The sequence below is a fragment of the Heliobacterium chlorum genome (genome assembly GCF_014502795.1).
Classification (GTDB): Bacteria; Bacillota; Desulfitobacteriia; order Heliobacteriales; family Heliobacteriaceae; genus Heliobacterium; species Heliobacterium chlorum.
Genome location: NZ_JACVHF010000008.1, coordinates 97,800 through 118,375, shown reverse-complemented (window position 1 = coordinate 118,375; position 20,576 = coordinate 97,800). Strand labels below are relative to the sequence as shown.

At 50.1% G+C, this 20,576-nt stretch carries 20 protein-coding genes, 1 riboswitch and 1 other annotated feature; of the genes, 12 read left to right on the top strand and 8 right to left on the bottom strand.

The genetic code is table 11. From position 1 onward, the window contains the following. Nucleotides 1–4: 4 nt before the first annotated feature. Nucleotides 5–688 carry an SOS response-associated peptidase gene (locus tag H1S01_RS09855; RefSeq protein WP_188040113.1) on the bottom strand — a complete coding sequence of 228 codons (684 nt, stop codon included), beginning with the start codon at nt 686–688 and terminating at the stop codon, nt 5–7. A 113-nt stretch (nt 689–801) separates the two neighbouring features. Here H1S01_RS09855 and H1S01_RS09850 point away from each other — a divergent pair, with 113 nt between their 5' ends. After that, the gene (locus H1S01_RS09850) at nt 802–1,077 is read left to right on the top strand and encodes a hypothetical protein (RefSeq protein ID WP_188040111.1); all 276 of its coding nucleotides are present in this window, start codon (nt 802–804) and stop codon (nt 1,075–1,077) included. A 167-nt stretch (nt 1,078–1,244) separates the two neighbouring features. Next, nucleotides 1,245–1,496: a hypothetical protein gene (locus H1S01_RS09845; RefSeq protein WP_188040109.1), complete on the top strand. Its 252-nt coding sequence runs from the start codon at nt 1,245–1,247 to the stop codon at nt 1,494–1,496. 61 nt (nt 1,497–1,557) lie between these two features. Here H1S01_RS09845 and H1S01_RS09840 read toward each other — a convergent pair whose 3' ends face one another. Further along, complete coding sequence (locus H1S01_RS09840; RefSeq protein ID WP_188040107.1) at nt 1,558–1,908, bottom strand: hypothetical protein; 351 nt, start codon at nt 1,906–1,908, stop codon at nt 1,558–1,560. Nucleotides 1,909–2,252: 344 nt separating this feature from the next. Next, nucleotides 2,253–2,373, top strand: a riboswitch (SAM riboswitch). Between the two features lie 83 nt (nt 2,374–2,456). Here H1S01_RS09840 and metX point away from each other — a divergent pair. The 4 genes from metX (at nt 2,457) to H1S01_RS09820 (ending at nt 7,272) form a co-directional block, all read left to right on the top strand. Next, nucleotides 2,457–3,632 (top strand): homoserine O-acetyltransferase MetX, encoded by a 1,176-nt coding sequence (gene metX, locus H1S01_RS09835; RefSeq protein WP_188040104.1) that lies wholly within the window; start codon nt 2,457–2,459, stop codon nt 3,630–3,632. A gap of 167 nt (nt 3,633–3,799) precedes the next feature. Continuing rightward, nucleotides 3,800–4,105, top strand: coding sequence for a hypothetical protein (locus H1S01_RS09830; protein WP_188040102.1), 306 nt, complete (start codon nt 3,800–3,802; stop codon nt 4,103–4,105). Between the two features lie 184 nt (nt 4,106–4,289). Continuing rightward, nucleotides 4,290–4,554 (top strand) — a binding site (T-box leader). 62 nt (nt 4,555–4,616) lie between these two features. Beyond that, nucleotides 4,617–6,293 carry an AMP-binding protein gene (locus H1S01_RS09825; RefSeq protein WP_207732271.1) on the top strand — a complete coding sequence of 559 codons (1,677 nt, stop codon included), beginning with the start codon at nt 4,617–4,619 and terminating at the stop codon, nt 6,291–6,293. A 193-nt stretch (nt 6,294–6,486) separates the two neighbouring features. Then, complete coding sequence (locus H1S01_RS09820) at nt 6,487–7,272, top strand: NAD-dependent deacylase (RefSeq protein WP_188040100.1); 786 nt, start codon at nt 6,487–6,489, stop codon at nt 7,270–7,272. 21 nt (nt 7,273–7,293) lie between these two features. On the opposite strand, the gene H1S01_RS09815 is transcribed toward H1S01_RS09820, so the two are convergent. From H1S01_RS09815 to H1S01_RS09805, 3 genes are read right to left on the bottom strand one after another with little or no spacing between them, the layout of a single operon-like run. After that, a complete protein-coding gene (locus H1S01_RS09815) occupies nt 7,294–8,679 on the bottom strand; it encodes a nucleoside recognition domain-containing protein (protein ID WP_188040098.1) in 1,386 nt (461 codons plus the stop codon). Then, nucleotides 8,667–9,476 (bottom strand): FeoB small GTPase domain-containing protein, encoded by an 810-nt coding sequence (locus H1S01_RS09810; RefSeq protein WP_188040096.1) that lies wholly within the window; start codon nt 9,474–9,476, stop codon nt 8,667–8,669. The genes H1S01_RS09815 and H1S01_RS09810 overlap by 13 nt, the downstream gene beginning before the upstream one ends. Nucleotides 9,477–9,493: 17 nt before the next feature. Beyond that, on the bottom strand, nt 9,494–9,730 hold the full coding sequence (locus H1S01_RS09805; RefSeq protein ID WP_188040094.1) for a FeoA family protein: 237 nt from the start codon (nt 9,728–9,730) through the stop codon (nt 9,494–9,496). Between the two features lie 234 nt (nt 9,731–9,964). Here H1S01_RS09805 and mntR point away from each other — a divergent pair, with 234 nt between their 5' ends. Further along, complete coding sequence (gene mntR, locus H1S01_RS09800; RefSeq protein ID WP_188040092.1) at nt 9,965–10,450, top strand: transcriptional regulator MntR; 486 nt, start codon at nt 9,965–9,967, stop codon at nt 10,448–10,450. A gap of 135 nt (nt 10,451–10,585) precedes the next feature. Here mntR and H1S01_RS09795 read toward each other — a convergent pair whose 3' ends face one another. The 3 genes from H1S01_RS09795 to tatA all read right to left on the bottom strand — a co-directional run bounded on the left by H1S01_RS09795 (nt 10,586) and on the right by tatA (nt 11,594). Further along, on the bottom strand, nt 10,586–10,762 hold the full coding sequence (locus H1S01_RS09795) for a hypothetical protein (RefSeq protein ID WP_188040090.1): 177 nt from the start codon (nt 10,760–10,762) through the stop codon (nt 10,586–10,588). Nucleotides 10,763–10,877: 115 nt separating this feature from the next. Then, the gene (locus H1S01_RS09790) at nt 10,878–11,372 is read right to left on the bottom strand and encodes a GNAT family N-acetyltransferase (protein WP_188040088.1); all 495 of its coding nucleotides are present in this window, start codon (nt 11,370–11,372) and stop codon (nt 10,878–10,880) included. A gap of 42 nt (nt 11,373–11,414) precedes the next feature. Further along, the gene (gene tatA / locus H1S01_RS09785) at nt 11,415–11,594 is read right to left on the bottom strand and encodes a twin-arginine translocase TatA/TatE family subunit (protein WP_155476223.1); all 180 of its coding nucleotides are present in this window, start codon (nt 11,592–11,594) and stop codon (nt 11,415–11,417) included. 296 nt (nt 11,595–11,890) lie between these two features. Between tatA and H1S01_RS09780 the strand changes: the two genes are divergently transcribed. From H1S01_RS09780 to H1S01_RS09760, 5 genes are all read left to right on the top strand, one after another. Next, on the top strand, nt 11,891–13,318 hold the full coding sequence (locus H1S01_RS09780) for an aspartate ammonia-lyase (RefSeq protein WP_188040086.1): 1,428 nt from the start codon (nt 11,891–11,893) through the stop codon (nt 13,316–13,318). Beyond that, the gene (hydF, locus tag H1S01_RS09775) at nt 13,318–14,544 is read left to right on the top strand and encodes a [FeFe] hydrogenase H-cluster maturation GTPase HydF (protein WP_188040084.1); all 1,227 of its coding nucleotides are present in this window, start codon (nt 13,318–13,320) and stop codon (nt 14,542–14,544) included. The genes H1S01_RS09780 and hydF overlap by 1 nt, the downstream gene beginning before the upstream one ends. A 650-nt stretch (nt 14,545–15,194) precedes the next feature. After that, complete coding sequence (locus H1S01_RS09770) at nt 15,195–16,190, top strand: MBL fold metallo-hydrolase (RefSeq protein WP_188040081.1); 996 nt, start codon at nt 15,195–15,197, stop codon at nt 16,188–16,190. Nucleotides 16,191–16,286: 96 nt separating this feature from the next. Next, nucleotides 16,287–16,799 carry a YbaK/EbsC family protein gene (locus H1S01_RS09765; protein ID WP_188040079.1) on the top strand — a complete coding sequence of 171 codons (513 nt, stop codon included), beginning with the start codon at nt 16,287–16,289 and terminating at the stop codon, nt 16,797–16,799. Between the two features lie 32 nt (nt 16,800–16,831). Further along, the gene (locus H1S01_RS09760; protein ID WP_341479075.1) at nt 16,832–20,461 is read left to right on the top strand and encodes a DNA polymerase III subunit alpha; all 3,630 of its coding nucleotides are present in this window, start codon (nt 16,832–16,834) and stop codon (nt 20,459–20,461) included. Nucleotides 20,462–20,576 lie beyond the last annotated feature (115 nt).

Sequence of the window (20,576 nt, the reverse complement as noted above, 5' to 3'; positions counted from 1 at the left end):
GAGACTAGAAAAGCGTCAGTTGCGTGATTGGTTCAGCCATCTCAGGCCGATCCTCTCGCGATGAGTTCACCATCGTCGATACTTCAACCATCTCCATCTCGCCAGCGGGGTAGGGCTCCCATAGGCTGGTAAAGGGATAGTCTTTCGACGGCCCTGGATCCAGCCAGATTCGGCATTTTTCGATGGGGAGTATGACTGGCATCCGGTCATGGACGGATGAGACCAGTTCATTCGGTTTTGTAGTGACAATCGTACAAGAATGGATGGTTTCACCAGCAGGTGACCTCCATAAAGACCAGAGTCCAGCAAAGGCAAAGACCTTTCGATTTCGGAGGGTAAAGCGATAGGGGATTTTGCTTTTACCAGCTTGTCTCCACTCATAGAAACCATCTGCCGGGATGAGACAGCGTTGCGAAAAGAGTAAGTCTTTAAAGGCGGCCTTTTCACGAAGCGTTTCTGCTCTGGCATTGATCATGCTATAACCGATACGGATATCCTTGGTCCAACGCGGAAGGAGGCCCCAACGAGCCATCCTGGCTGTGGGCCCCTTTTCCTGGACGATCATCAGGATGTCTTGACCAGGTGATACATTGAATCGCGGAGTAAACTCTTGCGCTGTCGCAGAAGGAACACCGAGGATTTCTAACAATTCTGCCGGGCTGACGGTGAGGGTGAAACGGCCACACATGGAGCATCATCCTTTCTTAGCGATCCCAGCTGAAACCGAAGGGAATTTGACGAGTAAAAGCGCGTATATAACCTCCTGACTCGCCCTATGATGGGAGGGGGAGGGTGTTATCAATGGATTGGAAAGAACAATTACTTAAAAAACATAACAGTTTTCAGGAAGAGCAAAACAACATTGAAAATTCGGTCAGGGATTTGATTAGCGAACTCAAAGAAGAAGATATATTGTTGACGGCTATCCCTTCTGGGGATTACTGGACCTTCCAAATCAAACACGCTAAAGTGAGTATCTCGATCAAAGAGATTCGGGAAGAAAGAAAGTCAAATACAAGTCTGAAAGATGTCATTGGAAAAATGATAACCGAAAAAATAAAGTTTATAAATCTATAGAATCATAGAGATTATGCTGAGCATTGGCTCAGTTTTTTGCTTTAAATCCATTTCCGGGAGATGTACTTGTCCGAATTGCAAAACAACTATTTGGGACTTATACCCTAGTATTTTATTGGATAGAATGGGACCGAAAGTACGTAAGCTCTTTAGCTGGAGGTCTTCCGATGGAACCGAAACTAATTGAGTTGAAGAACGGTCCCGAAGACATTTTTAAAGAACAGTTAGAACTGCGAAAGAACCAATATTATTCGACTCTATACCGGTTAGCCTATTTGACGATTTGGACAGAGGAGGAACCGTCAAGTGAGGTGTTTGAAAAAGAATATCGTAGATCCTTCTGGCGTATGATGGAGATAGAATCTGAATTGGAGAGCGTTGGTGTTTTGTTTACAGAAAACCCCCGTTCCTCGGAGTGAGGACGGGGGTTTGGCCTAGTACGGGATATGTTCATGAGCGGATCCCCTGTTTTCCAGAACCTTAGAAGATATCCGATTTTGCCTTCGAAATGCCTAGGTTTCTCCATACGTACATTACAGATAATAAATCGCCGCTATCCACTCTGCTTGCTTCTTCTCGAGGGTTACCGATGAATTCGACAGTCGGAGTTGATGAGGATAATCTAGTCGAATGAATGTTGGAGATCGATTTTTCCATGCTGTCACCAAAGACACCGGTACACATAATGAAGACTAAGAACCCACCGATACCAATGACTATCTTTTTGACCCATCTCCAACGAAGAGTAGTTCCGCAACGGGGGCAGGTTTTCTCCTTCGCAGCAACGTCTTGGTGACAGACCTTACAGGTAGTTAGTCCTTTTAATACCATGGACATCATCTCCTTAAAAATTCACTTGTCCCCAACCTGTCCAAGGTTGGGTTTCATATTTTCTTAACAGGGGGCATTTTCAAGTATATGCAGTATAGGATGGCTTGATATCTATAGTCGCAACCGTACCATATCCCGCCTGCAGTGCTGGAGGAGATTACTCAATCATGAGTAATCGTTGCTCGGCCTTTGTCTAAGAGACTGAGGCAGGTTACGAAAAGGTAAAAAAAGAGGAGAGCCGGTAAAGACTCTCAAAAAATATCTTGCAGGGTGCAAAAATTGATGTAAAATATAACGCATAGCTTTAGCATGTATTTGACCACAATGCTGACCACAACAAAATATGCTCATCCAGAGAGGTGGAGGGAAAGGGCCCGATGAAACCCGGCAACCCGTCTTCTCGTCGACAAGGACAGGAGACATGGTGCCAATTCCTTCAGGACGTTTTGTCCTGGCAGATGAGAGGCGGAAAGAAAGTACCCCTGCGTCTGTGCAGAGGTTTTTTTGTTTTAATGGATAAGCAAGGTTGATGAAAAGGCGGTTGAAGAATGAGTAACAAGTCGCCATATAGCCCAGGGACCGGAACACAGGGAGAAGTGATCACCCGGCCCCAGATCTTTACTTTAGGGCAACCCCCTAACGAGTTTTTGCTGGAATCGGGACAGCGGCTTGGGCCGATCGATATCGTCTATGAAACTTATGGCACATTAAACGCTGACCGTTCCAACGCGATCCTCATCGTCCATGCGTTGACGATGGATCACCACGCGGCGGGGAAAAACGATCCCGCCGACAAAGCTCCCGGCTGGTGGGATGAACTCATCGGTCCTGGGAAGCCCTTTGATACAAACCGATTTTATATGATCTGTTCTAACGTATTGGGCGGCTGCCGGGGAACAACGGGTCCGACTAGCATTAATCCTGCTACGGGAAAGCCTTTTGGAATGGATTTTCCCGTCTACACCATCAGGGACATGGTCCGGGTGCAACGTGAATTGATAAGCCATTTGGGTATCGATCATCTCCTACTGGTCGCGGGTGGATCGATGGGCGGGATGCAGGTCTTGGAATGGGGCGTAACATTTCCGGAGATGATGGACGGACTCATGCCGATCGCTACATCAGGACGTATGACCGCCCAGAACATTGCCTTTAACGAGATTATGCGCCAGACGATCATGCTCGATCCTGCCTGGAACCGGGGTGACTACTACCCAGGAACCGGACCGGCGGCAGGTCTCAGCATTGCCCGTATGCTGGGTATGGTCACCTATCGGAGTGATGAATTGTTCACGGCCCGATTTGGGCGGCGCATGACGAACCACTACCCGGAAGCTTACTATAACTTTGAAAACCGCTTTGAGATTGAAAGCTATCTCCATTATCAAGGAGAAAAGCTAGTTGAGCGCTTTGACGCAAACACCTTTATCCTCTTATGTAAGGCGATGGATCTTCACGATATCGGCCGAGGTCATGGCGGTTATGAAGCGGCGTTAGCATCGATCCAAGCCCAAACCTACTTCATCGGAGTAGACTCGGATTGGCTATATCCCCCTCTGTACATGGTAGAGATGGCTGAAATCATGAAAAAAGCAAAGGGTCAAGTGGAATACTGGGAGTTGAAAAGCCCTCACGGTCATGATGCCTTCTTGATTGAATTTGAAAAGATGCGTCCCGTTGTGGCATCCTTTGTTCAGGAGCTGGCGCAAAGTAGAGGACTATAACTTATCGATTTTTCTAGGCTCGAACAGACGCCCCGGGTTGGTAAATAGTATTGGGAAATGACGCCCCATTTGGGGCGTCATTTTTTCGTAAATTTTTTCCAAATATCGTACTATCTACGAGGTTCGGATAATATTCTATTTAAAAGAAGATAAATCGTACTGGGGGGGTGGCAGCGATAAAGGTCAATATCCTCCTCCCACTGTTGAATATGGCCTTCTTCTTTGCCTGGGGGCACGTCATCTGGTGGAAGGGGAAACTTGAGTGGATCGCCGGTTCTGCTGAGGCTAAGGATCGGGCAGGACTTGCTCGTTGGGTGGGGCTGCATTTTCTCACCATGAGCGCTGCTTCGTTGATCATTGCTGTGGCGGGATTGTGGATTCCTGATCGCTACGGGATGGCCTATTTCTTCGGTTATCTGCTCGTCATCGGGTTGTGGTTGCATTGGGTAGGTTCCGGTACCCGGAAGTTCTGAGCTTAAGTGATCAATTCTTCCGAAAAACCTTCTTGACAAGTCACAGGGTTTAGATTATACATATTTGAGAAACTATTGTTGAATGAAAGTCTAACCACTGCAAGCGATTGAGAATTTCTGATTTCCTGTGATTTCATGGATTGACATTCCCTTTTACGGTTGCTAGTATATTCAATAATATGTGAAAATAACGATGATAGGGAATAGTAAGTATTCTTGCTGGACTCAGAGAATCGCTGGATGGTGCGAAGCGATCGATGCAGAAACTGAACTCTCCCTTGAGTTGCCGACCGAACTCGTGTGACGACAGTAGGCTCGGACGGAGACTTCCACCGTTACAAGGAAGGGGATATCGGAACAAACCTAGTTCCCGTATCCTATGGAGTGAACGGCATAACTGTGCCGTTAATTTGAGTGGTACCACGGAGGCAACCCCCTTCGTCTCATTTCGATGAGGCGTAGGGGGTTTTTTGTTTAAGTACGCTATGGTCGGATGAAGGAGTGAAGACCCTTGACGGAATTGTTGAAGATCACCATCGGGGACCTGTTGGATGAGAAGGCCGATCGTTACCCCAACAAAGACGCCCTTGTGTATACCGATTACCGCAATCTTCGGCTGAGCTATAGCCAGCTTCGGGAGAAAACGAACCAGGTCGCCAAGGGTCTCATGGCTTTAGGGATTGATAAAGGTGAACATATCGCGATCTGGGCCACAAACTACCCTGAATGGATCGAAACGCAGTTTGGCAGCGCCAAAATGGGGGCGGTTTTGGTCACCGTCAACACGAACTACCGGTCCTTTGAATTGGAATACTTGCTGCGCCAATCTGATTCGACGACCCTCTTGCTGATCGAAGGCTTTCGGGAGAATAACTTTGTTGAAACCGTATATGAATTGTTCCCGGGGTTAAAAGAGGCTGAACCGGGGAAATTTCACTGTTCCTGGATGCCCAAATTAAAAAACGTCATCTTCATCGGTCGTAATCCCGAGGAAAAACATCCCGGTATGTTTAGTTGGCAAGACCTGCTGGACATGGGCGGGAGTATCTCTGATGAGGCTTTGGATGATCGACAGCGATCCCTGCATTATGATGACGTCATCAACATGCAGTATACCTCGGGCACGACAGGCTTTCCCAAAGGGGTCATGCTTACCCATTACAACATTATCAATAACGCGAACATGGTCTCTGATTGCCAGCGCTGGACCGCTGATGACCGACTCTGCTTCCCGGTCCCCCTCTTTCACTGCTTTGGCTGCGTGATGAGCACGCTCGCCTGCGTCACCAAGGGGGCGACGATGGTTCCTTTAGAATACTTTTCGGCTCAGGCTGTTTTAGAGGCGATCGAGCGAGAAAAATGCACCGCTCTCTATGGGGTTCCAACCATGTTCATCGCCGAACTGGATCATCCCGACTTTGAGAAGTATAATCTCTCATCGCTGCGTACGGGCATCATGGCAGGCTCACCTTGTCCTATCGAAGTCATGCGGAAAGTAGTCAACCGAATGGGCATCCGGGAAATTACTATCGCTTATGGACAGACAGAGTCCTCACCGGTGCTTACTCAGACGACCCCGGAAGATAGTTTGGAGCGACGGGTTTGTACGGTGGGCCGGAAACTTCCCCATGTAGAGGTGAAAATCGTCCAACCCGATACAGGTCTGGAAGTCCCCCGGGGAGTACAAGGCGAACTATGGGCCCGAGGCTTTGGCGTCATGAAGGGGTATTATAAAAACGACGAAGCTACGGCTGCAGCCATCGACGACGAAGGCTGGCTCCACACGGGAGACTTGGCAACGATGGACGAGGAAGGCTATTGCCGCATCACAGGCCGGGCAAAAGATATGATCATCCGGGGCGGAGAAAACATCTACCCCCGCGAAGTGGAGGAATTCCTCTACACCCATCCGAAAGTGAAAGACGTACAAATCATCGGTGTGCCTGACCCCAAGTATGGGGAAGAAGCTTTGGCCTGCGTCATCGTGAAAGAAAACGAGACAGTGAGCGAAGAGGAACTCCGCACGTACTGCCGAGGAAAAATCGCTCGCTACAAGATTCCAAAGTATTTCCGATTTGTTGATAGTTTTCCGATGACCGCTTCTGGGAAGATTCAGAAGTTTAAGCTGCAAGAGACCTATATCCGTGAGCTCGGATTGGAGGACGCGGCCAATATAGAGACGGCATAACCTATTGCATTGTTGATATGTTTTCGCAAGTTTCGACATTTTTCTCGGGCCTTTTTCCTTAATATTAGGGAAAGGGCCTTTTTCATCGAACTTTAAGGGGCCTTTCATGAAGTACTCTTCTGATGGGAAAAGCTTCTGAACGAGGAGTTTTTGTTGCTAAAAGAAAGCGATGAAGTGAGAAGGAGAGACACCGATGGTGGAGAGCGATCGCTTGGATGAAATCGTCCAAGCCTGGAGGGACGCTGAGAATCCAGTAGTGTTTACGGGAGCAGGAATGAGCACCGCTTCGGGGTTGCCTGATTTTCGGTCAGCCCGGGGGCTCTGGAAACAACAGCCCGAGAGTCTAGCGACCCTCACGGCCATGCGCAAAGAACCTGATGAATTCTACTTCTTTTATCAGTGGCGCATCGCCCGTTTGTGGGAAGTTCAACCTAACGATGGTCATAAGCGTCTGGTCGAACTGGAACGGCAAGGCCGCGTAAAGACCATCATCACCCAGAATGTCGATGCTCTCCACCAGCGTGCTGGATCTCAGTCCGTGATCGAACTTCACGGCACCTTGCGAACAGTAAGCTGTGTCCACTGTCACGCCCGTTTTGAAAGCCGCCAGTTGTTGCCGAAAGGAGAAGCCTGGGAGGCTGAATACCGGGCGGGGTTATATCGTCACGGAGAGGAGTGCTGCTGTCCCAAGTGCGGCAAAATGCTCCGGCCAGATGTGGTCCTGTTCGGCGAGTCATTGCCTCAAGATAGTTGGATGAAGGCAGTAGAGTGGAGCCGGCGGTCCGACTTCTTCGTAGTGATTGGGTCGTCTCTCGTCGTCGGTCCTGCGAATCTCTGTCCGCTTTGGGCTGCCGAGGGCGGTGGGCGTCTGCTCATCATCAATGCCGCGCCGACGCCCTTGGATGATAAAGCCGCTTGGATCGTCAGAGAACCTGCTTCCGATGTGCTGAAACGCATTGCCGAGAAAATGGTTCCTTAAACGCGGGGAATTGGATGCTCGTTAAACGAGGTTCAGCCAATGGGCTCCTTGAGCCACGATAAAACAGACGAATCCTGCCAACAGGGTGTTCATGACTACGGAAAGGAGGGGCCAGCGCCAGGTTCCCGTTTCTTTACGCATGGTCAGAAGTGTTGTCGCACAAGGGAAGTGGAGCAGAGAGAAGAGCATCACGTTTACAGCGGTCAACCAGGTCCAACCGTGGTCGATGAACAACCGGGCCAGTTCCTCAATGCTGTCTAACTCAACGAGTCTTCCTCCGGCTAGATAACTCATAATCAAGATCGGAAGCACGATCTCGTTGGCGGGCAGTCCTAGGATGAAGGCGAGCAGAATATACCCATCCATGCCTAGGGCAACGCCGAGCGGGTTCAGGCCATTCGCGAAGGTTGTCAGCAGACTCTGTTCACCGGTGGAGATGTTGGCCAATAGCCAGATGACGCCGCCGGCGGGAGCAGCTACGACGACAGCTCGCCACAGTACGAAGAGAGTACGGTCAAAGATCGAGGTGACGATGATACGGCCGATTTGAGGTCTCCGAAGCGGCGGCATCTCGAGGGTAAATGATGAAGGCTGCCCTTTCAGTAGGGTTTTGGAAAGTGTCCAGGAGACGAAGAGGGTGACCGCTACGCCGAACACGACGAGTCCTGAGACGATGGGTGCTGCCATACTTGCTCCCCAAGTTACCCCAAGAAAACCACCGGTGAGAACGGATGCTACTGCGATGAGTGTTGGAAAACGGCCGTTACAGGGAACGAAGTTGTTGGTCAAAGCCGCAATAAGCTTCTCCCGCGGCGATTCGATAATTCGACAGGCCACCACACCCGCGGCGTTACAACCGAAGCCCATGCTCATCGTCAGCGCTTGTTTTCCATGGGCACCAGCTAACCGGAAGAGACGATCTAAGTTAAAGGCCACCCGGGGAAGGTATCCCAAATCTTCGAGCATCGTAAAGAGCGGGAAGAAGATGGCCATCGGCGGCAGCATCACCGATACGACCCAAGCTAAGCTGCGGTAAACGCCTTCCACCAGAAAACCCTGGAGCCAAAGGGGAGAGCCGGAGGCAAGGAACAGTGCGGACAATCGATCCTGGACCCAAAAAAGTCCATCGGCGATGAGGGAGGAGGGGATATTGGCTCCTTCAATGGTGATCCAAAAGAGGACGCTCAACAAGCCGAGCATCAGTGGATAACCGAACCAGCGAGAGGTGAGCAGTTCATCGATCCTCCGGTCCCACTTTCGGGCTTTTTCCGGATCGATTTGGACGGTATCTTGTGCAATCAACTCTGCTTGACGGTAGATATTTTCAACGATCCGGTCAGCGATAACCCTTCCTGACTGTCGGCGGGCTTCCTGGGCGAGAGATTGAAAAGGTGTCAGCGAGGACATAGTGCAGCCTCTCCCTTAGGCCAGACTTCTCCCAAAGAGGTATAGTGAGTTAAGCGTTGTAAGAAAGATTCGTCACCATCCATTAAACGCATGGCTACCCAGTAAGGATTGAGGTGAATCCCCTGGACCAGCGATTTTACTTTCGGCAGCAACTTTTGCACCACTTCATCCACTTCCGGATCATAAGTGACGGAAATCGGATTCGTTTCCAGGTATCCGAGAGCCACCTGGTAGACTTTTTCTTTTAATTCATCTAATCCGGCGCCGGAACGGGCTGTCGTGCCGATGACGGGAACGCCTAGTTTTTGGGATAGAGCATCCAAATCTACACGAATGCCTTTACTTTTGGCTTCGTCCATCAAATTGACCGACAACACGACTTTTGGAGTGATTTCCAGGACTTGCAGGACCAGGTTTAAGTTACGGGCTAGAGAAGTGGCATCGACGACGATGATGGTGGCGTCCGGTTGACCAAAGCAGATAAAGTCACGAGCAACTTCCTCGTCGACTGAGTTAGATAGGAGAGAATAAGTCCCCGGCAGGTCGACAAGGACGAATTTTTGCTCGCGATGCCGGTACGTACCTTGAGCTTGTGTTACTGTTTTGCCTGGCCAATTGCCTGTATGCTGACGGAGTCCGGTTAGAGCGTTAAAAATGGTGCTTTTTCCCACGTTTGGATTGCCTGCCAAAGCGATGATCAGGTCACCTTCTGAACCCCTGTTTACGTTGTATTGTACTCGCAGGGAATCGGTACTCGATAATTGGCAAGCAGCGCAAGAACGGCACACCTCTCCCATTGAACACACACCTCTTTTTATTGTTTCTGGACGATGATGTGGGAGGCTTCATCTTTACGCAGCCCGATGACGGTTCCGCGGATGAGATAAGCTGTCGGATCACCTAAGGGACTTCGGCGAAGTACTTCTACTTCTGTTCCCGGCACAAGTCCCATATCGAGGATACGCCTCCGAGAAAAACCTTCCAGTTCAAGGTTGATGACTCTCGCTTTACGGCCTATCGGAATGTGAGAAAGAGGAAGATAGTGATTCATCTTGCTCCTCCTTATGGAATCCTTCTCCTATAGTGGTGTCTAAGTGAGAGAGACGCTCTGAACTTTGAGAGACTGGTAAATGATGTGCTCCGTTACCCACTGCTAATGGTTTTAGCTCGCTATAACATATGGGGATATATCTCAGCGGTGCTTGTCATTATGCATTTTTGCATTCGCTTTCAACTAAGATGTAATAAAGACTTTTCCATGCGAGCGAAGTGGAGGTGGTACCTCGTGGCTGGCGATGAGTTCTATACCTTTCGGGAATATATGAAAAAAGAAGAGACCTCCCTGACGGCGTCCATGGAAGATTATTTAGAGATGATTTACCGGCTTTGCCAGGACCAACAAGGTTTCACTCGGATTAACGATCTTGCCGCCGCTTTGAATGTGCAGCCGCCGTCGGCCACGAAAATGGTCCAAAAGCTTTCAGAGGCCGGTTGGGTGAATTACGAGCGCTATGGAATTATCGTGCTCAGTGAAAAAGGTCGGGAAGCGGGACGATTCTTGATTAAGCGCCATAATATGATTGAAGACTTTTTGCGGACAATCGGCCTGCCTGACGACGTCCTGCAGGAAACGGAAAAGATTGAACATACGGTCAGTGAGAAGACGTTAGCCTGTCTCGCTGATTTCCTGCATTTTTTCAAGTCCCGCCCGGAGATTCTTCGGGAGTATGAGGAGTATCGTAAAAAAAAGTATCCCTGTAGTTCGGCCTAATTCGGTAGTCATAAAATGAAACAGAACGAAACACAGGCTGTATGAAGTAAAAGCCTGTCCTCGTCCTGCTCTTTATCGTCCTAGTTTTAACGTACGAACGGGAACAGTTGTGATAAAAATTCCCCGGAGTGGTTTTTAGTCTCTATCTCTTTCCCTTCTCCCATCAGGTACGGCGGGGTAAAGGGGAGTTGGGAGAACTCCCATATTGGAACGGACCATCATATCGATATGAGCCTTTGGGAGCTGAGCGGCTGATTCCATAAACTCTCTGCGATCCTCATCGGAAGTCAAAGGTTTTTTCTCGTCCTTCATTTCATCACCTCCAGCTTTAGTATGAGACGATAGACGACAAAAAAAGACCCGCCTCTTTAGAAGAGAGGCGGGTCTTTCTAATCACTCTTATATTTCCAGTGCTTCCCGGTAATTTTCACGGGCATATTCGTAACCCGTAAATCAATAAGTCTCGTTCAACGCCGTCCAGTTCGGCCACTTTGGGAAGATGACCCCACTGTTGAAAGCCATAGGCTTGGAAAAGTTGAACACTAGGTTGGTTGTGGGCGAAGATAAAACCCAATAAGGTGCGCAGTCCTAACCGGGGAGCTTCCTCCATCGCTTGTTGGATGAGGTAACGGCCGAACCCATGCCGGCGGTACCTTTCGTCGATATAGATGCTTAGCTCCGCTGTAGCGCTGTAGGCGGGACGTCCATAAAAGGGTTGGAAACTGAGCCAACCAGCGATGGTCTCCTCTTTTTCAACGACCCAGAGGGGATGCTTATGGGGGCCATGTTCATGGAACCACTGGAGACGGCTCTCTACGGAAACGGGCTCTGTATCAGCCGTGACCATCCGTCCAGGTACGGTAGAATTGTAAATCTCGATGATCGCAGGAAGATCAGAGATCAGGGCATCACGATGCTGCAACAGGGTTGGCCTCCCAGTAAGAACGTTTCGTCATGAAGTGAATTAAGCATCTTTTTTCGTGTCAAGCTCTTGCAAGGTTGACTTGACGTCGGAAGTAGCTTTTTTAAACTCATTGATGGACTTACCGAGGCTGCGGCCTAGTTCGGGCAGTTTGCCAGGACCAAAGACGATAAGTGCAACGAAAAGAATGAGCAGCATTTCGGGTACACCGATATTGAACATTTTTCATACCCCCCTAGTATTTCGGCCGGTTCTGTTACTTCATATATTCCTATAAGCTTACAGCCTTCATCGGAACTTTTCACATCTAAGGCAAGAATAATTTTTGAATAGACATTTGTCAACGAAAAAAAGATGGAACTTTTGTCACATGGGGATAGAGACGATAATTCAAGGCCGGTTCAGGGAAGCCTAAGTCAAGACACAAAGGCAACAGTTGCGATGAATTGTCGAAGAACGGTATACTGAATGTAATGACCCCTTGGCCAAGGGGTTGCTTTCTTTTTGGGGGATGGGAAATGTATCGCCGTGAAAAAGATGCTATCGGGGAGAAGGAAATTCCCCATAAAGCCTATTATGGAATTCATACGGCCAGAGCGGCCGAAAATTTTCATGTGTCCGGACAGTCAGTCCATCCTGAATTGATTAAAGCGATGGCCTTAGTGAAACAGGCGGCCGCAGAGACGAACTTACAACTCGGTCTTCTTGATGAACGGCGGGGCAATGGGATCATCCAGGCTGCCGCTGAAGTAGTCGAAGGGGAATGGGCCGATCAGTTTATCGTTGACGCCATACAGGGCGGTGCCGGTACGTCTACCAACATGAATCTGAATGAGGTTATCGCCAATCGGGCTATTGAGATTCTCGGGGGTGAGAAAGGCGATTACGATCTGGTTCACCCGCTGAATCATGTCAACATGTCACAGTCGACGAACGACGTCTACCCGACAGCCCTGCGTATCGCTGCGATCCGGCTGCTCACTCCCTTGTCGGAAATGTGTGCGACCTTGCAGGGAGCGCTGCAGGAAAAGGAGTCCCAATTCGCTGGTGTCTTAAAGGTAGGGCGGACAGAACTGCAAGATGCCGTACCGGTGACGTTAGGACAGGAGTTTTCTGCCTGGGCCGAAGCGATCGCTCGAGATCGCTGGCGCCTATATAAAATGGAAGAGCGCCTGCGGCAAGTCAACTTAGGCGGAACTGCTGTCGGCACCGGTGTAAACGCTGACCGCCGTTATATATACATGGTCATCGAACGTCTTCGTGCCTTGACGGGATTAGGGCTGGCTCGAAATGAAAATATGATCGACGGGACGCAAAATGCCGATGTCTTTGTGGAAACTTCAGGCCTACTCAAAGCCCATGCGGTAACCCTAGCGAAGCTTTCGTCGGACTTACGGCTTCTCGCCTCTGGACCCCGAGCGGGGCTTGGGGAAATTCGGCTGCCACCATTACAGGCAGGGTCGTCTATTATGCCGGGAAAAGTCAACCCGGTCATGCCGGAGATGGTCAATCAAGTCGCCTATCAGGTGATGGCCCATGATTTGGCCATCACCTTGGCAGCCCAGGCGGGACAACTGGAACTGAACGCCTTCCTGCCGCTGGTGGCCTTTAACCTGCTGCCTGCTATGGAGATGCTGACCCGGGCCTTGAAGCTTCTGGTGGAACGATGCATCCGAGGTATTGAAGCGGACGAAAACCGCTGTCTCGAATATTTACACCATAGCGTCAGTCTGATTACGGCGTTGGCTCCGTTGCTAGGTTATGATCGTGCTGCTTCCCTGGCAAAAAAAGCCCTCGCCGAAAACCGTCCTGTTCGAGAGGTGGTCCTCGAATCGGGAGTTTTTGAAGCGGAAGAGTTAGATCGGTTGCTTCAGGCTGCCGAGCTGTGCCGGCCAGGTGTTGTCGGAAATCGGAAAAATCAAGGGAGAAAGGACGGATCAAAATAATGAATGGAACACCGCGAGCGAATCGGCTTCACATCGCGATTTTCGGACGCCGCAATGCCGGAAAGTCGAGCTTAATCAACGCCCTGACCAACCAGGACATCGCCGTCGTCTCTGATGTACCGGGGACGACGACCGATCCGGTCTATAAAGCCATGGAACTGCTGCCCTTAGGAGCAGTCGTCTTTATCGATACCGCTGGCATCGATGATGAGGGAGAACTCGGAGCCTTGCGGGTTCAGCGTTCCATTGATGTGCTCAACAAAGCGGACATGGTTTTGCTGGTCATGGATAGCGGAACTGGTATCAGTGAATATGAAATGGATTTGGTCCGCCGTTGCCGCGAGAAAAAATTACCGCTGCTGGTCGTACTCAACAAAGCGGATGCTCATCCAGTACCCCCGTCCTTTCTGGAAGAGGTTACAACTCGCTTTGCGACCGACCCTGTTCTTGTCAGTGCAAAAACGCGCCAGGGAATCGGTGAGTTAAAGATCGCCATCGTCCGAAACGCACCGTCACAGTGGGATGATCAGACTTTGGTAGGCGATCTGGTCAGAGAGGGAGATACTGTCGTACTGGTGGTACCTGTCGACTTGGCCGCCCCGAAAGGACGGCTCATCTTGCCACAGGTTCAAACCATCCGGGACATCCTAGATCATGACGCTATGGCTTATGTCGTCAAGGAGCGAGAGCTGAAAGCGTCCATCAGTACCCTGAATAAAAAGCCCGACTTAGTCATCACCGATTCTCAAGCTTTTTTGAAGGCCGATGCCGACACGCCATCCGATGTTCCACTCACATCATTCTCGATTCTTTTTGCCCGCAATAAAGGAGACTTGGCGACGCTTGTCGCCGGTGCCAAAGCTATTGACGAGCTTAAACCGGGAGACAAGGTGCTGCTCGCTGAGGCTTGCTCCCATCACCGCATGGAAGACGATATCGGCAAAGTGAAAATCCCTCGCTGGCTCCGACAAAGCGTAGGCGGTGATCTCGATTTTCAATGGTGCAGCGGTCCCCGCTTTCCTGAGAACATAGAGGAATTCAAGCTGATCGTTCACTGCGGTGCCTGTACGATCAACCGTAGGGAAATGTTGTCACGAATCATGCGAGCTCAGGAAGCAGGTGTACCGATCGTCAATTACGGCGTTTGTATCGCCCACGTTCATGGCATCCTGCAGCGAGCTTTGTCACCGTTTCCGGAACTACAAGAAGTGCTAAAGGATAATTGATTTACAAATTTTAACATCTTATAATTCTTATAAGGTTAATTTTGTTTGGATAGACGTAAAGGGGGGGGATGCTTGTGAACCAAGACCGTCTAGAAAGATTAGAGACCTTAATGGTTGATCTTATCCGAATTGTTGGTAATACAAATACGATGGTAGCGGATATAGGAAAGAGGTTTCTGACGTTAAAAAAGAGCTTTATGACTTCGAGGTTGATGTAAAAAAGGAATTTACCCAGGTCAAAATAGATGTCTCCGCTGTTAAAAACGAAGTTTCCGACATCAAGAAGGATCTTTCTGTTTTGAAGAATGAAACCTGTGACATGGGGGAAAATGTTAGAAGAGTGCAGAATGAAACAAAAGAAATAAAACAGGAGATAAATCGACTGGCAGAAAATTATGGTCGATTAGTTCGGATTAGCGAAAGACTGTCTATTCGGTCCATTGAGCAAGAAATCCAGTTGGAGGATGTAAGGCGAGCAAGATAATGGGAATGTATTCCTAGACCGCACTCCTTTACTCGGGAGATAGCGGCTTTTTTATTCTAAAATACGTCACTAAAGGAAAACTTATGCTAAATTTGGCTTTTTCTTTACATGTAGGACTTTTGGGGTGAAGGTCGAAGTCCTTATCTTACAAAAGGAGTGAGCTTGCGTGGCTAGAATCGTGCCGATTACCTTGCCTACACCGTACCAGATCGGGGACGTCAACGTATACTTTGTGGAAGACGAACGACCCATGCTGATCGACGCAGGGCCGCCCGACGAAGCAGCCCGAACTATACTGCGGGATAAGCTTAAAGCTTTAGGCTATGAATTTCGAGATCTCAAAGGGATCGTTGTCACCCATTTTCATCCCGACCATTTTGGACTGGCTCAGGTCATCGCCGCCGAAGCTGGTATCCCCATACATATGCACCCATTGGAACTCTACTTACAGCGAACGAGAAGTGAGAAAGCACAAAAAGTCTTCCGTGGCTGGGAGCTTCCTGCCACATGGGATTCGCGAAGAATTGATCCGAGTCGCTGGATTCCATCATCCTACCGACCGGCTGGCGTCACCTTTGTGCCTGTCGATGATGATGAAATGATCAACACTGGCGAAATGAACTTTGAGATTCATTTCGCCCCAGGTCATTCACTCGGCCATGTGGTGCTCCGGGAAAAGGGAACAGGCTGGCTTTTCTCCGGCGACACGATCATGCAAAAAGTTGTGCCTAATCCCTTTATCTATCATGTGGAAGGGGAACGGGTGCCTACACTTCCTATCTATCTGGAAAGCCTTCACAAACTGAGAGGTCTTACTGTAAATAAAGTATTTCCCGCCCATGGCGAGCCTTTTGAGGACTTGCCTGCCGTCATCGAGGCCATTTGCGAGCATTTCCTGCAAAAAACAGCGGATGTCTACGAAATTTTAAGGGAGATCGGCGAAGGCTCGCTGTTACAGATCTCCCAACAGCTTTACCCGCTGCACATTGACCGAGAAGCTTATATGGTGATGAGTAAAACCTTAGGTTGCTTGGATATGTTAAAGCGAATCGACGTGGTCCGTTCCGCTAGTGACCATTATACACTTCATTCAGCCGAGGACAATGACTCTGGTAAGAGGGAACTACGGGAGCAATTGAAAGGTCTAATTTTGCCGAAGTAATCAATTGGATTCGACGTCATTTGACTATATAATGTTTGTTGTTCCACTTACCAGTCAAAAATGAATGATGAACAAGAACAGATCGGGAGGCACTTCATGGTTATCGTTTCATCAGAGGAACAGGCTCAGCAAAGCGAATCCGCTTATGAGCGGGTTTGCCGATATCTCGATGCTTTTCAACTCGGTTTAAAACCGATGCTCTTTGATGTTTCCACCTCCAGTTCCCTTCTAGCTGCTCAGGCTGTCGGTGTAGAAGTGGGAGCTATCGCTAAAACTATTTGTTTCCAAATCAAAGAAGAACCGGTTCTCGTTGTCACCAGCGGCGATGTCCGGGTCAACATAAAAAAACTAAAAGCTGTCGCTGGCGGCAAACCCAAGTTCGTCGATCCTGACAGAGCTATGCAATATACGGGCTATCCCGTCGGCGGGGTATGCCCCTTCGCCCTTCCATCACCGATGCGTATCTACATCGATGAAAGCCTGCGCCGTTTTCCTGTCGTTTACATCGCCGCTGGCACCGCTAATTCAGCTTTGCCGATCACCGTAGACCAGTTGGCGGCGATCACAGGCGGCGAAGAGGTAGACCTTGCGGAGTATGTCGAAGGGTAACTTTCCAGGTAACGCCTTTAAAATGTTCTAAGGTGGTGACCACCCTGCCCCAGTCATTTGTCCACCTTCACGTCCATACTGAGTACAGCTTGCTCGACGGGGCAGCCCGTATCGGCAAGCTGGTGGAACGGGCCGTCGAACTAAATATGCCGGCCTTAGCCATCACCGATCACGGGGTCATGTATGGTGTGATCGACTTTTATAAAAAATGCAAAGCCAAAGGGATCAAACCCATCATCGGTTGTGAAGTCTATGTAGCTTCCCGGACGATGCTCGATCGGGATCCGCAAAAAGACAGCGAACAGAGTCACTTGGTCCTGCTGGCGAAGGATCAAGAAGGATACCGCAACCTGACGACCCTAGTCTCCCAAGCTTTTCTGGAAGGCTTCTATTATAAACCCCGGGTCGACCATGAACGGCTGGCGAAGTATAGCAAGGGGTTGATCGCCCTGAGCGCCTGTCTAGCTGGAGAAATTCCTCGACTGCTGCTTGACAGCCAAGAGGCGGCGGCGAGGGAGCGGGCGGGGATGTACCGGGAGATCTTCGGGCAAGATAATTATTTCATCGAACTGCAGGATCATGACATCCCGGAACAGAAGCGAGCGAATAAAAGCCTCATTCAACTCGCCTCAGACTTAAATCTAGGTCTGGTGGCCACCAATGACGTCCACTATGTGGAGCGTCAGGATGCCCATATTCAGGATGTGCTCATGTGCATCCAGATGGGCAAAACACTGCAGGATACGGACCGGATGCGTTTCGACGGGGCTGAGTTCTACCTGAAAAGCGCCAGAGAAATGGCTGCCCTGTTTGGTGAGTATCCCTCTGCGTTGAACAACACCTTGACCATCGCTGAGGCGTGCAACGTCGAATTCAACTTTGGCGCTCATCACCTGCCGGCCTTTCCGATTCCCGAAGATCCGGCTTTTCGACGCTGGCAGCAGGAAAACACTGCCTCTCCCTGGCCGGGGGCGCCATGGGGGGAGACCGAACAATACCTCGTTTTTCTATGTAAAAAAGGAATGGTCTGGCGCGACATTGCTGAAAGACACCACTATCGTCAGCGGTTAGCCTTTGAACTGCAAACCATCTGCCGCATGGGCTTTGCCGGGTACTTTTTGATCGTGCAGGACTTTTGTAGCTTCGCCCGCGATCATGGTATTCTCGTCGGTCCAGGCCGTGGCTCTGCCGCAGGCAGTCTCGTCTCATACGTCCTCGGGATCACCGATATCGATCCTATCGAGTATAATCTGCTTTTTGAACGATTCCTGAACCCCGAACGGGTCAGCATGCCTGATATTGACATCGACTTCGATTTCGTACGGCGCAGCGAAGTCATCGACTATGTGGTGCAGAAATACGGATCTGATCGGGTCGCCCAGATCATCACCTTTGGAACGATGGCCGCCCGGGCGGCTATCCGAGACGTAGGCCGAGCTCTAAACCTGCCGCTAGCCGATGTGGACAAGGTAGCCAAAGCGATTCCGACAGAACTGGGCATGACGATCGACAAAGCGCTGGAAATGAGTCCAGAGTTGCAGGCTTTGCGGGAAGATCCTCGCATCGATAACCTGATCTCTACAGCCCAAGCGATCGAAGGCATGCCCCGCCACGCTTCCACACACGCTGCCGGCGTGGTGATCGCCCCAGCGCCGTTGAACGAATACCTGCCGGTTACGCGAGGGACTGAAAACGGCGTCACCACCCAGTTTGCCAAAGACACCGTCGAGGAAATCGGGTTGCTCAAGATGGACCTATTGGGACTGAAGACGCTCACCCTCATCGGTGACGTCTTGGATAAGATCAAAAAGTCCCAAGGCAAGGAGATCCTGCTCAAAGACTTGCCGTTAGACGATGCGAAAGCCTATCAACTGCTCAGCCGGGCCGACAGCCTCGGCGTCTTTCAGTTAGAAAGTTCCGGTCTCCGGGCGATTTTGCGGGACTTGAAACCGAACAGCTTTGACGACATTGTCGCCTTAGTCGCCCTCTACCGGCCCGGTCCTTTACAGTCGGGCATGGTGGAAGATTTTATCCGCCGTAAGCACGGGCAGACGACCGTCGAATATCTACACCCGAACTTAGAACCGATCTTAAAAGACACCTACGGCGTCATTCTTTACCAGGAGCAGGTTATGCGCATCGCCAGCGATTTAGCCGGTTTCACATTAGGGGAAGCCGATATGTTGCGGCGGGCGATGGGGAAGAAAAAACCGGAAGTCATCGCTGGACTGCGGCAACAGTTTGTCGAAGGCGCTGTCGCTCACCAGGTGCCTGAAAAAACGGCTGGTCAGATTTTTGATCTCATGGAGTTTTTTGCCGGGTACGGCTTTAACAAGAGTCACTCGGCCGCCTACGCCTTGATCGCCTATCAAACAGCCTTTCTTAAAGCGAACTATCCCGTCGAGTTCATGGCTGGCCTGTTGACGAGTGTCGCTGATCAAACGGAAAAAGTGGCCCAGTATATCGATGAATGCCAGCGCATGCACATTCGCGTCTTGCCGCCCGATGTGAACGCTTCAGAAACGGATTTCTCGGTTGTCGCCGACAGCGAGACAAAGGCCCTACAGATCCGCTTTGGCCTGGCTGCTGTGAAAAACGTAGGCCGCGGCGCCATTGAGTCTATCTTGCTGGCTCGAGAAACGGGAGGGCGATTTACATCTCTCGATGACTTCTGCACCCGTGTCGATAGCCGACAAGTAAACCGGCGCGTATTGGAAAGCCTAATCAAGGCTGGCGCGATGAGTTCCCTCGGCACGCGGCGCCCTTTGCTTCAGATTTTGGACAAATGCCTCGAGGTAGCTGCCCGGCGGCAGCGAGACTTAGCGACAGGACAAATGAACCTCTTCGAATTCGGCGGAGAAGATGCTGGTGAACCGGGGCAAGGGCAGGGGGGAGCCGAAACGGCGGTGCCTCTTCCCGAGGTGGCCGATTTTCCTCACCGGGACATCTTGACGATGGAAAAGGAACTTTTAGGCCTCTACTTCAGTGGTCACCCGCTGGAAGAAGTTCGTCCTTTCCTCGAGCAGCGCATCTCCATGCCCATCGCCCGGATCCAGCCAGACATGGATCAGCAAAAGATGATCCTGGCAGGTGTCATCCACTCGTTACGGCGAACCACGACGAAGCGAGGGGAACTGATGGCCTATTTCACCTTAGAAGATTGGGGCGGAAGTGTCGATGTGCTCGTCTTCCCACGGGCCTATGAACGGTTTGCCGATAAAATTCGTGATGATAGCATCGTACTTTTAGAAGGAAAAATTCATTACGAAGAAGAAAATAAAAAAATCTTTTGTGAGCGGCTGACACCAGTCAATCCGGAAGAGGCTTCTGCAGCGGTAAGTCGAGGCGATAGCATCCCCTTTGTCCAAGCGGCTCAAAAGGCAGTCGAGCAGATCAGCGCTACGACTTCAGAACCCCAAAAGGCCACATTGAGCCCGAGGCAGGTCATCTTAAAAGTCCCTATCGCCTCCACGGAAAAGGCCTCCATACAGGTGATGCTCCAAATCTTACAGGAATACCGAGGAAATACGCCGGTTCAACTCTGTTTTTTATCGGATCGGCGAGCTTTTATACTCGATCCCTGTTACAATGTGCAGCTATCAGCCGGTCTGCACGATGAATTACAGCGGTTTTTTGGATGTCCAGTCATGTCGACTAAATGAGACAAGAAATCTAAGGTACAAAGTGGTTAATATTTGCATCATTCATCAAAATTGTGTTATCCTTATTTCGATATGGATCTCATTCGGCATGGACCAATCTGGCATCAACGTTTCT